The organism is Myxococcales bacterium, from assembly GCA_016703425.1.
In the GTDB taxonomy this organism is placed as follows: domain Bacteria; phylum Myxococcota_A; class Polyangia; order Polyangiales; family Polyangiaceae; genus JADJCA01.
Genome location: JADJCA010000007.1, coordinates 529,495 through 543,525, shown reverse-complemented (window position 1 = coordinate 543,525; position 14,031 = coordinate 529,495). Strand labels below are relative to the sequence as shown.

Sequence of the window (14,031 nt, the reverse complement as noted above, 5' to 3'; positions counted from 1 at the left end):
CTGTGAGTCTGGGCTTGGCTTAGGGAAGGGAGCCCAATCATGCGGCCCACGTTTCCGCAGAACTTTGCCGATCGCATCGGCCGCCCGACGGCGGCGGTGTTCGGGGCTCTCCTTGCCCTCGTGGCGCCGCGTCCTGCCCTTGCCGAGGGACCCCAAAAGGACCGCACGCTCGAGGAGTACCGCACCTATCGCGCCCTCTTCATCGACCTCGTAGGTCGAATGCCACTGCAAGCGGACCTCGAGCGCTTCGAACGGAGCGACTTCGACATGGGACAATTCGTCGAGGAGACGCTGCGAGGGCCCGGCTACGTGGAGCGCATGACGCGCATGACGATGGACGCCCTGCGCCTCGAAGCCAATCCGCTTCAGCTCTACACGCCCGCGCCGGCGACGCTCTTCGCGGAGACCGTTCGGCAGCCCGACGGCAAGCTTACCCGGGTCTTCTATCGCAAGGGCCAGCGGCGACTGCGCGCTGCGACGGACGCGGAGTTTTGCCTCACGCCCGGTGAATCGGGTGTGGACAAGAGCAAGCCGCCGGCCGACGTGGCGACGCTCCCACGTGTGCCTCAGGCGGCGCTCGACGGGGCGACGGTGCTCGTCAAGCCGTGGTGGCTCTACCGCGACTACCGGACGCCGCAGCCTTCCGAGCGGCTCGGCAAGGCATGGTCGCCGGCGCGCGGGTTCTATCCCGTGAAAGAGCTCACCGTCGAACCCGACGGAGAGACCGAGCTGGTGAGCGTGAGGGTTTGCCGAGAGGAGGCGCAGAGCAACGGGGAGGGGAAGCTTTGGGTCTCGGAGCGCTACGGCAAGAAGCCTCTGCCGCCGCGGGCGCCCGAGCGCACAACACCGCCGCCCTACGACGACGCGTGGGCAGGGGCGAATCGAGGCCAACCGATCGCGTGTTCGACGCAGCTCGCCCTCCGCGCCAGCGTTGACTGCGGTTGTGGCGTGGGCCTCGAGCGATGCCTCCCGCAGTTCATCGACTATTCGCCGATGTTCAAGGTGCCGGCTCGCGATCCTGTGGGGCTTGAAGGCGCGTATCCGCCGGGACCCAACAAGCTGACGAACTACCAAATATGGTGGTGGCACAACGAGGCGCTGAAGCTGCTCGACTACGTCTACGGGCAAGATCGCGACGTCCGGGAGCTTGTGACGGGCCGCTACACCTTCGTCAACGGACCTCTCGCTCAGTTCTATCGCTACGTCGAGCCGGCGGCCTGTTGCGAGGGAGAGCGTCCTCTTGGGATGCCGTTCGAATCGACGCCGCTCGTCTTGCCCGACGCTATCCCTGACTTGATGCCCCATGAGGCGGCTCCTTGGGTGTTCGTGAAGGACCGCGGACCGCGCGCCGCTGGCCTCCTCACGACGCCGGCGTTCCTCCAGAAGTTCACGTCGCGCCGAGCGCGCGCCGCGGCGATCCATACGGGCCTGCTCTGCAAGAACTTCATCGCGGACACGTCGAACGCCGCGCCGAGCAAGGACCCTGACCTCATGACGCGGCCCGGTTGCGCGAGCTGCCACACGACCCTCGAGCCGCTCGCGGCCTACTTCACGCGCATCAAGGAGGGCTCGTCGACCTTCCTCTCCCTTCCTGCCGAGAACCCGACGTGCAAGGTCGTCGGCGGTCGCATGTCGCCGGCCTGCACGACGTTTTACGACCCGTCGTTTTCGAACGGCGACCGCGGCCTCCTCCGCGGCGCATACGCCTCTCGCGACCACACGGAAGCGGGGCCCGTGGCGCTTGGCGCCGAGCTCGCCGCCTCGCCCGACTACGTAGGCTGCGCGCTCGACAGGGTCGCGTCGTCGCTCCTCGGTCGGCCGCTTGACGCTGACGACGGCGAGCTGCGCGCGCGGCTCCTCGCTCGCTTCGCCGAGAGCGGCTACCGCATGCGTCCCCTTGTGCGAGCCATCGTCCTCGACGCCGCGTACGCGCGCGCGCAGCTCGGCGCATCGCGACCCTCGGCGACGGGGAGTACCTTTGTTCATCCGCCGATGGGAGACGCGGGCCCATGAGCGCGCGAGTGGCCGCGTCGTTGTTGGTGCTCGCGCTCGCCTCATGCCAGGCGTCGCCACCGGAGGTCGTCGCGCCGCGGGCGCTGCCACCGCCAGCTATCGCGGAGGCCCCGCGCGAGTCGTTCGTGGCGCGCGAGACGAGGCTCGTGCCGGCCGAGGTGCTCATCCATTCGTACACCCAGATCTTCGGCGACCTCATGCTGCCCGAGGTCCGCGCGCCCTACGACGAGGCGGCGCGTCGCGGCGCGTATTTCGGTTGGGACCAGCACCTCGCGGCGCTCGGGCTGCCCGACTACGCGCGCGATCTCGGGCGCGCGACGCAGACCAACACCATCATGGCGGCGGCCTTCGAGCGGCTCGGCGTCATCCTGTGCGATCGCGCCGCGGGCCGCGACCTCTACAGCCGTTCGCCGAAGCCCCTGCCGCCCGCGGCGCGCGGCCTCGCGTTCGTGGAGCCGCGAACGGTCTTCGCCTTCGAACCGAGGCCGGCGCCCCTCTCGGAGGCCGACTTCGGTCCTCGCTTCGACGTGCTCCACCGCACGTTTTTGGGCTACCCCATGCGCTTGGCCCCGCCCGAACGGCTCCACGAATTCTTCGCCGTCTACAAGAAGGTCGAGTCGCGTCACGTGGCCCTGAAGCAGGGGCAAGCGCCGCACGTGTCCGCGTGGTCGGCGGTGTGCCAGGGGCTGGTGCGGCACCCCGAGTTTCATCACTATTGAGGTGCCCATGATCGGACGACGCGCATTGATCGCTGGCGCCTTGGCGTCACCGCTCGCGGCCGCGATGGCGCAAGCGGCGCCGGGGCGCGCCTCTTCGACGGAGTATTTCGTCCTGATCCACGCCCAGGGTGGCTGGGACGTCACGCTCTTTGCGGATCCACGCTTCGAAGCCGTCGGCGCGATGATGCCCGCGACGACCGCGAACCAAGACGTCCGCGGCCTGCGCCTTTGGGCCGATGGCTCCGCGGCGGGCGTCGACAAGAGCTTTCGTCCCGTCATCCCGAAGGGGCGCGACGTCGCCTTCGGGCCAGGCATCGGGGACCTCCTGGACATCTTCGATCGCGTCACGATTCTGAACGGCGTCGCCATGAGCACCGTCGCCCATCCCGACGGTGCAGCCTTCGCGATCAGCGGGCGCCACCTCGTGGGGGGCCGCCCTGTGGCGTCGAGCCTCGACGCCGTGCTCGCCGACGCCTTCGGACCGACGCAGATGTTGCCGGTCGTGTCGGTGGCGTTCCCGTCGTCATTTGTTGGCCAACGCCTCGGGCCCCACGCGATTCCCATCGAGACGGCGAACATCGACGGACTCGGCGCGGCGCTGACGCGCTCCGACCACACCACCAACGCGGACGACCGCGCCGACGTCGCGAGGCTCTTGGAGGCGGAAGCCACGCGGACGGCTCGGCTCTCCACGTACCCGCAGCGAAGTGTCGCCATGTCGGCGCAGTTCGGGGCGCTCGCTCGCCTCTCGCGCGAGGGCGTCGGCGGTCTCTTTGGCAACGCGGCGCTCCGGAAGGCTTATCCGAGTCTTCCCTGGACTGGACGCGCCGGGCCGGCGACGCAGAGCGCCGCCTTCGCGATCGAGGCCGTGCGCCGCGACATCGCGCGAGTGGTCGCGTTCTCCTTGGGCGGCTTCGACACGCACGCGTCGAACTACCGGCAACACGGGGCCGCGCTTCAGGATCTCTTCCAGCTCGTGACGGCGATGGTTCGCGTGTTTGACGACGTGGCCCATCCGACCGTTAGCGGGCACAAACTCGCCGACCACGTGCACGTGCTCGTGTTCAGCGAGTTCTGTCGCACGCCGCAGCTCAACCTCAACGGTGGACGGGATCACTACCCGAACAACTCCATGGTACTGCTCTCGCCGCGCTTCCGCGGCGGACTCGTGGCCGGGCGCACCGACCCGGGGGAGCTCTTGCCGATCGCGACGCGCCGCTTCGCGCTGGGGGAGCGCGCCGTGACGCCGCCCGATGTCTTGGCGACGTTCCTCCACGCGGTCGGCGTCGATCCGGCGCCCCACGTGCGCGATGGTGAGCTCATGCGTGAGCTCCTTCGCAGTTGACACACTCTTCGCTTGTGGCGGCGCGCCCGCGTCGGCGCCCACTGTGAAGGCATCGCTGGCGTTGCCCGTGGTGCTCGACACAAAAGAGCCGCCGCACCTCGGAGTCGACGCGCTCTTCGTGGGCCGTCGTGGCCCTTACCTCTTGGAGCGGAGCGGCGCCTTCCGCGCGCTGGCCGCCGACTCGGTCGGCGAGCTTGGCCCTCGCGACCCTCGCAGCGAGGCTCCGTCGTGGCGCTCGGTGACGGAGATGAACGCGCTCGACGGCACCGGGCGTTGGGCGCTCGCCGTTGACGCATCCGGCGCGATCCAGCGGCTCCGCCCTGGCGGCGGCCTCGAACCGATGAACGCTCGCCTCGGGGTGTCGGGCCGGGCCGTCGCCCTGACGAGCGCCGGCGACAGCCTCGCGGTTCTGACGGAGGATGGGCTCCAGGTGGTCTCCCGCGACCGCGTACGTCGCGCGGCCCTGTCGGGCACCGCCGTCGCAGGGGCGAGCGCAGCCGGCGTCGTCGCCCTTCAAAGCCCAGAGGGCGTTGTCGCGTTCGAGCTCAGCTCGAGCCGAACGCGGTGGTTTCCGCTCGTTGACGTGCGCCACGTCGCCGTCACCGCCACGGGAACCGTCGCTTGCGCGACGGACCGAGCCATCTATCTGGAGAACGGCTCCGGCGTCTTGACGCTTCGATACGTGGCGTCCGAATCCATCGGCGCGCTCGCGACCTCCGGAGAGCGGCTCTGGTTCGCCGAGGGGCCGCGCGTCGGGGCGCTCGACGACGCTGGCGTTCGTGTCAGCCGGGACCTCGGCTTCGGGAGCGTGTCGAACGTTGCCGTTCGAGGCGGCGAGGTCTGGGCGCTCGCGTCGGCGCGGGCCCATCGCCTCGTTCTCGAAGGGGCCTGGCCCGCCGACATTCAGTCGATCGTCGCGGCGCGATGCGGCGAGTGTCACCGAAGCGGCGGTCGCGGCGGCTTGGACCTCTCGACGCCGGAGCGGCTTCGCCAACACGCGGAAGAGGTCGCGCTCGCCCTTTCCTCGCGGAGCATGCCCCCGGCCGGCCATTCCATGACCGACGCCGACCGGATGCGACTGATGACGTGGGTCGGGCTCGAGTAGCGCGCCTCCACAAAAGCGAGAGAGCCGGCCAACTTGCGATGACCGACTCTCGGGGCCGCGAGGACGCGACGGCTCAGCGAGCTCTGGCTCAGGGGAAGTTGGCGGACTCGTCGACGGCGGCTTCCGTCTCGCGCGCCGACGACACGACGCACGTCTTGCCATCGGCATCGACGGCGTAGCCTTCGGGGCAAACGAGCGCGCTCGTGGTCGTGGTGGTGCCGACGGCCGGCGTCTGAATGGAGCCCATGATCTCCGCACAGCCGGTGAGAGCCGAGAGCGCGAAGAGAGAGATGAGGGAGAGCTTGATCGTATTCATGGTGGAGGACCTTCCTTTTGCCGGAGGCGCGAGTTGGGGGGGCTCCGCGGCGCAGGCGACGACGACCGGGTAGCACGCGGCTCCTGCTCGGCAACGATTCGGAAACGCCCACGTGTCGATTTGCGCGCCCACGGCCGAAAGTTCTGGTGGTACCGGTTTTTTGCTGCCGTGAAGCAACGCGCGGGCGTTGGCTACGGCGTGCAGGCCAGTGGCGCAGGCACCGATCCCGGCACGGCGCAGCTCGTCCGTCCGGCGGCCATTCGTCCGGCGCCCAAACAAATGGCCTCGGCGAGCTTGGCCGACGCGGCCCGATCGGCCTGGACGCGCCCCATCCACACGTCGTTGATGCCATCCAGGGCAATCTTGAGCGCTCGGGCCCCTTCGAGCGCCATCGTGTGGCACGCGCCAAGCTCACTGGGCACGTTCATCGCACCGAGACCGCCGCTCAAGAAGCCCGCGCCGTCGCGCGCGCGAGAGAGCCGCTTCATGCGCGCATCGGGCGGCAGGCCTGCCATCTCGTCGATGGCGTGCACGACCTCGGTCTCCTCGGCGACGAGGCTGCTCCACTTGGCGCGCGCCGCCTCGGCCGTGAGCGGCTCGCCTTTGGGCGCGGTCGCTGCGACAGGGGCCGCCGGGTCGTGGCCTGTGGCGGCGGGAGCTCCGCAGCCGGCGAGCACCGCTACGAAAGCGAAGGTGCGCAGTTCGCGCCCCCTCACGAGCGCACCCCGGGAGCTTCGTAGCCGGTCTGGGCCACGTACTCCGAGTAGCCGCCGCCGTATTGATGAATGCCGTCGTCGCTGAGCTCGAGCACGCGGTTCGACAGGGCCCTCAGGAAGTGACGGTCGTGGGAGACGAAGAGCATCGTCCCTTGATAGTTCGAGAGCGCTTCGAGCAGGACGTCTTTCGTGTCCATGTCGAGATGGTTCGTGGGCTCGTCGAGGACGAGGAAGTTGGGCGGGTCGAAGAGCATCTGCGCAAGGACCAGCCGCGCCTTCTCGCCACCGGAGAGGATGCGGCAGGGCTTCTCGATGTCGTCGCCGGAGAACCCAAAGACGCCAGCGAGGGTGCGAAGCGAGCCGATCGAGGCCTTCGGGTGGCGCGAAATGAGCTGCTCCCAGACCGTCGAGTCTTTGTCCAAGAGCTCCATCGCGTGCTGCGCGAAGTAGCCCAGCTTCACGCTGCCGCCGACGACGACCCGGCCGTCGTCAGGCGTGACGCTGCCGGCGATGAGCTTGAGGAGCGTCGACTTGCCTGCGCCGTTGACGCCCATGACGCACCAGCGCTCTTGCCTTCGGAGCAGGAGATCGAAGCCGTCGTAGATGACCTTGCTCCCGTAACGCTTCTTGACGCCCTCGAGGCGGGCGACGTCTTCGCCGGAGCGCGTGACCTCGGGAAAATCAAAGCGCAACTTGCGGCGACGTTTCGGCGGCTCGAGGCGCTCGATCTTGTCGAGCTTCTTCACGCGGGACTGCACCTGCGCCGCGTGGCTCGCGCGGGCCTTGAAGCGCGCGATGAACGCTTCTTCCTTGGCGAGCATGGCCTGTTGCCGCGCGAACTCGCTCTCGGCTTGCGCGTCGAGGACCGCGCGCTGCTTCACGTAGAACTCGTAGTCGCCGGTGAAGACCGAGAGCTCGCCGCCGTTGATCTCGACGATCTTGTTCACGACGCGGTTCATGAACTCGCGATCGTGGGCCGTCATGATGAGCGCGCCGTCGTAGCCCTTCAAGAACTGCTCGAGCCAAAGGATGGACTCGATGTCCAAGTGGTTCGTGGGCTCGTCGAGGAGCATGACGTCGGGCTTCATGAGGAGGATGCGCGCGAGCGCTACGCGCATGCGCCAACCGCCGGAGAGCGCTTCGACGCTGCCGTCCATCATCTCCTGCGAGAAGCCGAGGCCCGCCAAGATCTCGCGAGCCCTCGCATCGAGGGCGTAGCCGCCGAGCTCTTCGAAGCGCGCCTGCGCCTCACCGAACTCCTCGATGACGCGCTCCATTTGATCGGCGTAGGCCGGGTCGGCGAGCTGCGCCTCGAGGTCGCGGAGGCGCGCGCCAACCTCGGAGACGGCGCCGGCACCGTCGAGCGTGGCGCCGACGACGTTCTTGCCCTCCATCTCGGCCGCGTCCTGGCTGAAGTAGCCGATGGTTGTGCCGCGATCGATGATGACCTGGCCGGCGTCGGGATCTTCCTCCTTCACAATGAGGCGAAAGATCGTCGATTTGCCGCAACCGTTGGGCCCCACCAGACCGACCTTTTCGCCGCGAAACAAGGCGAAAGAGGCGTCGAGGAAGAGGATCTGGTGGGCGTGCTGGCGCGATACGGCGTCGAGGCGAATCATCGGGCGGCGCGACCATAGCAGGATGTCGGCGAGATGTTCGATCTCGACGGCGCGGTCGCCGGTCGCCGGTCGCGGCTAGCTAAGCGCTACCGCTCGACACGAATGAGCGGCGAGCTCCCGGTGAAGTCGGCGCGGAGCGTCACGCGCTTGTCTTTGGCCACATGAACGCGCTCGCCGCGCGACTCCCCCGTCGGCACGAAGACGAAGCGGACTTCGTGGGGCCCCGTCTCGACGGTCAGGTTCAGGGGGCAACTCCCCTTCGCGGCCCCGTCGATCGTGACCTTCGTCTCGGGATCGCAGAAGACCGCGAGTCTTCCTTCGCCCACCGCAACGCTCGGAGCGGGCGCAGCGACGGTCGAGGTCGAGGTCGAGGTCGGGGTCGGGGTCGGGGTCGGGGTCGGGGTCGGGGTCGGGGTCGGGGGTCGGGGTCGAGGTCGAGGTCGAGGTCGGGGTCGGGGTCGGGGTCGAGGTCGAGGTCGGGGTCGAGGTCGGGGTCGAGGTCGGGGTCGGGGTCGGGGTCGAGGTCGAGGTCGATGACGTCGCCGCCGGCGTCGCGCCTTGCCCGCTGAGCTTCGAGAGCGAGCCAAAGCCCACCGCGAACGCCGCCGCCGCTGCGAGCGCCACGAGGGGAATCCACACCTTGCTTGTTCGCGCACGCGGCGCCGCGTCGCCCGGTGGTGGAAACTCCCCAACGGGCGTCTCAAGGGGCCTCGTGGCGATCGTCTCCACGCGCGGCTCCGACGAAGGCGGCCGCTCGGAGCCAAGTCTCCGTGTGCTCGGCTCGGGAGGCGCCTCCGGCAGCATGTCGTCGCGCGCCGCGAAGGTCTTGGTCACCATCTCGACGTGGCTCGGCTCTCGCGGTCGCATCGACGGTGCCGTCTCGGCCTCCGCGCGAAGGGAGGCCTCGCGTCGCGCCTCCCGGGCACGGTCGCCTAGGCTCCGAGCGACGTCGCCGAGATCGATCTCCGCGAGGAAGCGACGAAGCACGCGCGCAAAGTCGTCGGCCGTTTGGGGCCGCTCTTCGGGGTTCAGCGAGAGCGCTCGACCCACCACGTCGTCGAGCGGCGCGAGTCGCGGGTCGACGCTGCTCGGCTTGGGGGCCGGCCCTTTCATGGCCTCCGCCGATTCCTCCGGCGTCTTGCGGCGGAAAGGCGGCTTGCCGCTCCACATCTCCATCAAGAGGACCGCCACGGCGAACAGATCGGTCGGGGGCCCGAGCTCGCGCCCCTCCATCTGCTCCGGCGGCATGTGGCCCGGCGAGCCGAAGACGCGGCCGCCATCGCCGCTGACTTGCGCGCGCGCCGCGATGCCGAAGTCGATGAGCTTGATCTGCCCCTCTTCGTCGACCATCACGTTGCGCGGCGTGATGTCGCGGTGAACGACCTGCATGCGCCGGTGCGCGTAGTCGAGGGCGCGGCAGATTTCGACGCCGACGTACGCGCCTTGCTCCGGCGAGAGCGGCGTCTTGCCTTCTCGTTTGGGGTCCAAGATCTCCGAGAGGCTTGCCCCGTCGACGAGCTCCATCGCGAGAAAGTACGTGCCCTGTTCGACGCCGAGCTCGTAGACCGGGACGATGTTCGGGTGGCTCAAGGCCACCGTCGTCTTCGCTTCCTCGACGAAGCGCCCGACGAACTCCGTGTCGAGCGCCAGCTCGTCCCGGATCTGTTTGACCACCAAGCGCTTCTCAAAGCCGCCGGCGCCTCGCAGCGTGGCAAGCAGCACGCGGGCCATGCCGCCGCGGGCCAGCTCGCGTTCGAGGACGTACTTTCCGAAGACTTGGGGGTACATTCGCGGGGATCGGCAGCGCCGCCTTGTCGGCTCGGGGATTCTACCAGTGTCTTTCGCGTACCGTACCTTTCCGGCTCAGCCTCGCGGACCGCTCGTCGCGGCCGCTCTGGCCGTTTCAGCCCTCGCGCTCGTCGCCGCGTCGTGTGCGCCGGAGGCCGACATCGACGAGCGCAGCGTGACGCTCCACGTGCCCCTCGCGTGTCCCGTCCCGCCCAACGCGTACGCCCTCCTCTATCCCTTTGGCGACTTTCAGCAAAGCGCGGCCTCGCCGTACCAAGTCTTTCGTGAGAGCGCCGCGCGGCTCGACGCTTTGCCTGTCAACACGAGGCAACTGGAGCTCGACTTGGCGGCCGGCGAACGGCGCTTTCGTGGACTCGGGCTCGTGCCAGCGGCGGGGCCTATCGATCTTCTCGCGTGGCCCGAAGGTTCGCCGTGCGCGCTGACGGGGACCATCGGCGCCCCTGAGCGCACCGGACACCAGCTAACGGTCGCCGGTGAGTTCGCTCTGGTGAGCGGCGGCACGGAGCGTGAGCGCACACCCCAATCGTTCCTCGCGGACCTGCGAACGGGCGCCCTCGAGGCGCTGCCGGTGGATGGCGATCTGCGAACGCAGCGCGCGCGCGCCGCTGCCGCCGCGTTTCCCGGCGGTGTCCTCGTCACCGGCGGCACGCGCTCCGACGGAAGTTTGCTCGACAGCGCCGAGCGCCTCACGTTGGCCGACGCCGCGGGGCGGCGCTTCGACGCCGTCATTCCCCTCGGCCAACCGCGCGCCGACCACGCCGCCGTAGCGCTCTCGACAGGGGAGGTGCTGCTCGTAGGAGGCATCGGCAGCCGCTCGCTCATCACGTCGCTCGAGCTCGTGGACGCGAAGGCGGGCCGGGCGCGGACCGCGGGCCTCGCGTCGCTCTCGTCGCCGCGACGGTTTCCGCGCGCGCTGCGCTTGGCCAACGGCGAGATCCTCGTGGCCGGCGGCTTCGATGAAAATGGCGTTCCCGTGCGCAAGCTCGAGTGGTTCACGCGCGACGCCACGTTGGCAGCGCATCCGCCGAAAGAGATCGACGTCGGCAACGAGCAGGGTCTCGTCGCGCTCCCGGCCGGCGGCGCTCTGGTCGTCACCACACAGGCGCCGCCGCTGAGCGGCGCGAGCGTCGTGTTCATCTCCGCCGAAGGCGAGACCGAGACGGCTCCGTCGGTGTTGGGCAACGTCACGCGCGTCGCGCTCTTCGAGGCGGCCGCCGGGGCCCCCATTCTGTGGACCGGCGATCGGTGGCTCCGCTTCCGGCCGTGGGAGGGCGCCTTCGCGCCGCTCGCGCTAAGCGCGACGACCGGGCCGGTCGCCGGAAGCGTCATCGCCACGGGTGATCCGAGCCTGCTGCTGTGGACCGACGGCCCTCGCCTCACGGGCCTCAGGGTCGATCCGCTTCGCGGGCCGTACAGCTCGGAAGTGCGACCGCTCTTGGCCGGCAGCGATCCTTCGCCCATGGCGCCCGATCGGCTCGTGTCTCCCACGACCGCCAGCTCGCTCCGCTTTGACGCCGATCGCGGCCTCACGGTGCCACAAGGCGCACGCGTCGTCGTCGCCGACGCGACCTACGCCGCGTTTGAAGCGGAAATCACGATCACCGAAGGAGCTATGCCGCACCTGGTGCTACGCAGCGAGGGCGGCCTCGAGAAGGAGCTCGGGGGAGACCCGTGCCCGAGCCCGCGCCCTGTGGGAACCACGCTCGTCGTCGCGCGGCGCGGCGCGCGCGTCGAGCAGCGCGCCGAGAGCGGCGCTGCCGTCACGTGCGAGGTGCCTGAGCTCGCTCGCGGACGGGTCGTCCTCGGCTTGAAGGGCACGGGCGAGGGCGCCACCGTGCGCTCCTTCGACATCAAGCGCACGCCGTAGCGACAAGGGCGCGTCTTGTGGCATTCTCGGGCGATGCGTAAACCGACCGCTCTCTTCTTCTCCTGGTTGTCGCAGGCGGAGCCTTTGCCGCCTGCAGCGATAGCGAATCCCCGGCCATCACCGATGGCGCGGATGCCAGCGGCGTCGATGGGTCGACGTCGTCGACGGGCGACGCGGCCGCCACGACCGACAGCTCCGCGGTCCTCGACAGCAGCTCCAGCACCGACGCGACGACCGACCTCGACGCGAGTCTGGAGCAAGACGGCGGCCTCATCACCGACGGCGGTGGAAACCCCGACGACCCCGACGCGGGCCCCGACGACGCGGGCGCGGCTGACGGCGGCGACGCGGGCGCCTGTGGCCCGGCGGCGGGCAACGGCCCCGCGCTCAACTCCGTGTGCTCGTCGATTCTGACGATCCCGCTTGGCGGAACCATCGTGCCCGGCACCTACGATCTGGCGGGCTTCACCGTCACGGGCTCGATTCCGTTCTGTTCCACCTACACGCAGCTCTCCTATTCGGGGCGCCTCGACGTGACGGCGAACGGCGGTGGGTTCAAGCTCGCGGAGCGTGTGGCGCGTTCGGGAACGCGGGCCACGTCTCGGACCTTCGATGCGACCGTGAACAACAAGTTCCTTGCCACCACGCAGCTCTGCGGGAGCGCCGTGACGTCGAACTCGTGGGGCTTCTCGGTGGGCAAGGCCAAGGGGGGCAAAGACACCATCACGTACACCCACGACTCGGGCTCCGCGACGGTGCGTTACTTCTGGATCGCGCGCTAGGCTTGGACGAGCCCCTCTACGACGTCTCTCACGAAGCTGGGCCCGCCGTACACGAAGCCTGTGTAGACCTGAACCAGGTCTGCGCCGGCGGCGAACATCGCGCGGGCACCGGCGGCGTCGCAAATGCCGCCCACTCCGATGATCGTCGCCTGATCGCCGAGTCGCCGCCTCGCCCGCGCCACAACGGCGCAAGCTCGCGCGTGAAGCGGCGGCCCGCTTAGGCCGCCGGCGCCGACGTCGCGAACGGCGGCGGCGTCGGTCACGAGGTTCTTGCGCGAGAGCGTGGTGTTGGTGGCCACGACGCCGGCGAACTCGCAGTCCGCGGCGACGTCGAAGAGCGCATCGAGCTCGGCGTCGTCGAGATCGGGCGCGACCTTCGCGAGCAGCGGCACCGTGTCGCCGACCTTGTGGCGCCGAACGGCGAGCGCACTGAAGAGATCGCGCGCCAGCGCGGGCCCCTGGATGCGCCGCAAGTCTTTCGTGTTGGGTGACGACACGTTCACGACGATGAAGTCGGCGACGGGCCGCACGGCCTCGAAGGCCAGGAGGTAGTCCTCCACCACGCTGCGGAAGTCTTCGACGTCGACGACGCGCGACTTTCCGATGGAGACGCCGACGGGCACCGGCATGTCGCGGCGCGCTCCCCGCAGGCCGATGCGCGCCTCGATGCGGCGCGCGACGGCCGCCGCGCCTTCGTTGGGAAAGCCCAAGCGATTGATGAGCGCGCGGTCCTTGGGCAAACGGAAGAGGTTGGGGCTAGGGTTCGCGTCTTGGGCCACCGCCGTCACGGTGCCGAGCTCGAGGAAGCCGAAGCCGAAGGCAGCGAGCGACCGCGGCCGGAGGGCGTTCTTGTCGAAGCCGCCGGCGAGGCCCACCGGGTTTCGGAACGCGAGGCCGAGCTTGTCGATGCGGAGCGCTCCTTCGGCGACGCGGGGGGCAAAGGACCGAGCCATGGCGTCACGCACGAACGCCGAATGCTCGCCGGCTCCCAGGGCCATCATCGCCATTTCGTGGGCCGTGGCCGCGGGGAACGAAAAGAGCGCGGGCTTCGCCAACTCGTAGAGCACGTGCCTTCTATACCGTCATCTTGGAGGCCGAAGCGAGGCGCGGTATCGTTCGAGGTCGCTTGGCTGCCGCCGAGCCCCATGGAGCTTGCGCATGAAACGATCTTTCCTTCTCGTGAATGCCTTCTTGGCCCTCGGTGCGGTCTACGCGTGCAGCAGCGACGAGACGACGACCAATCCCGCTACGTCAACGGACGCCGGTTCAGGCTCCGAGACCTCCACCGCCGCTGACTCAGGGAGCACCAAGGACAGCGGCGGCGGTAGCGACGCCGCCACGGTTGTCGATACCGGCGTCGACGCCGCGGTGCCAGCCCCGTGCACCGACGCGGAGCTCGACTTGCCGGCAAACGACTACAGCGCGTTCGATGGCGGTGGCCTCGGCCAAGTGGACATCGCCTTTCCGGCGAGCCTCGGCGATGGCGTGAAGCAGTACACGAACCGCTGCGTGAAGATTAAGGCAGGCCAAAAGGTGAGCTTCGGCGGCGCCTTCAACCTCCATCCGCTGACCCCCTTCGGTGGCACGACGCCGTCGCCCATTCCGGCGAACACCAACGTGACGCCCGATGCCGGGTACCTCGAGGTCACGTTCCCAAATCCCGGCACCTACGGCTACCGCTGCGGCTTCCACCCGCTCGTGATGAACGGCGCCGTCAAGGTCGTGCCCTGAGCACCGAAC

At 69.2% G+C, this 14,031-nt stretch carries 12 protein-coding genes; 7 read left to right on the top strand and 5 right to left on the bottom strand.

Annotated features, from left to right (window positions below; genetic code table 11):
• Nucleotides 1-39 precede the first annotated feature (39 nt).
• The 4 genes from IPG50_14310 to IPG50_14295 are packed head-to-tail and all read left to right on the top strand — an operon-like array spanning nt 40 to nt 5,182.
• A complete protein-coding gene (locus IPG50_14310; GenBank protein MBK6693362.1) occupies nt 40-2,013 on the top strand; it encodes a DUF1585 domain-containing protein in 1,974 nt (657 codons plus the stop codon).
• The gene (locus IPG50_14305; protein ID MBK6693361.1) at nt 2,010-2,732 is read left to right on the top strand and encodes a hypothetical protein; all 723 of its coding nucleotides are present in this window, start codon (nt 2,010-2,012) and stop codon (nt 2,730-2,732) included. The genes IPG50_14310 and IPG50_14305 overlap by 4 nt, the downstream gene beginning before the upstream one ends.
• Nucleotides 2,733-2,739: 7 nt before the next feature.
• Nucleotides 2,740-4,077: a DUF1501 domain-containing protein gene (locus IPG50_14300; protein ID MBK6693360.1), complete on the top strand. Its 1,338-nt coding sequence runs from the start codon at nt 2,740-2,742 to the stop codon at nt 4,075-4,077.
• Entirely contained in the window at nt 4,058-5,182 is a 1,125-nt protein-coding gene (locus tag IPG50_14295; GenBank protein MBK6693359.1) for a hypothetical protein, read from the top strand. Before IPG50_14300 ends, IPG50_14295 begins: the two co-directional genes overlap by 20 nt.
• 88 nt (nt 5,183-5,270) lie before the next feature.
• Here the strand turns inward: IPG50_14295 and IPG50_14290 are convergent, their stop codons facing one another.
• The 4 genes from IPG50_14290 to IPG50_14275 form a co-directional block, all read right to left on the bottom strand.
• Complete coding sequence (locus IPG50_14290; GenBank protein MBK6693358.1) at nt 5,271-5,498, bottom strand: hypothetical protein; 228 nt, start codon at nt 5,496-5,498, stop codon at nt 5,271-5,273.
• A gap of 191 nt (nt 5,499-5,689) precedes the next feature.
• Nucleotides 5,690-6,214, bottom strand: a complete 525-nt coding sequence (locus tag IPG50_14285; protein MBK6693357.1) for a hypothetical protein — start codon at nt 6,212-6,214, stop codon at nt 5,690-5,692.
• Nucleotides 6,211-7,833, bottom strand: coding sequence for an ABC-F family ATP-binding cassette domain-containing protein (locus IPG50_14280; GenBank protein MBK6693356.1), 1,623 nt, complete (start codon nt 7,831-7,833; stop codon nt 6,211-6,213). The genes IPG50_14285 and IPG50_14280 overlap by 4 nt, the downstream gene beginning before the upstream one ends.
• Nucleotides 7,834-7,908: 75 nt before the next feature.
• Nucleotides 7,909-9,621, bottom strand: a complete 1,713-nt coding sequence (locus IPG50_14275) for a serine/threonine protein kinase (protein MBK6693355.1) — start codon at nt 9,619-9,621, stop codon at nt 7,909-7,911.
• Between the two features lie 46 nt (nt 9,622-9,667).
• Here IPG50_14275 and IPG50_14270 point away from each other — a divergent pair, with 46 nt between their 5' ends.
• Both IPG50_14270 and IPG50_14265 read left to right on the top strand, forming a co-directional pair.
• Entirely contained in the window at nt 9,668-11,509 is a 1,842-nt protein-coding gene (locus IPG50_14270; GenBank protein MBK6693354.1) for a hypothetical protein, read from the top strand.
• 395 nt (nt 11,510-11,904) lie between these two features.
• Entirely contained in the window at nt 11,905-12,291 is a 387-nt protein-coding gene (locus IPG50_14265; GenBank protein ID MBK6693353.1) for a hypothetical protein, read from the top strand.
• Here IPG50_14265 and IPG50_14260 read toward each other — a convergent pair.
• Nucleotides 12,288-13,358: a quinone-dependent dihydroorotate dehydrogenase gene (locus IPG50_14260; protein MBK6693352.1), complete on the bottom strand. Its 1,071-nt coding sequence runs from the start codon at nt 13,356-13,358 to the stop codon at nt 12,288-12,290. The two genes, IPG50_14265 and IPG50_14260, sit on opposite strands and share 4 nt — an antisense overlap.
• 91 nt (nt 13,359-13,449) lie before the next feature.
• Between IPG50_14260 and IPG50_14255 the strand changes: the two genes are divergently transcribed.
• The gene (locus IPG50_14255) at nt 13,450-14,022 is read left to right on the top strand and encodes a hypothetical protein (protein ID MBK6693351.1); all 573 of its coding nucleotides are present in this window, start codon (nt 13,450-13,452) and stop codon (nt 14,020-14,022) included.
• The last annotated feature ends 9 nt before the right edge of the window (nt 14,023-14,031 follow it).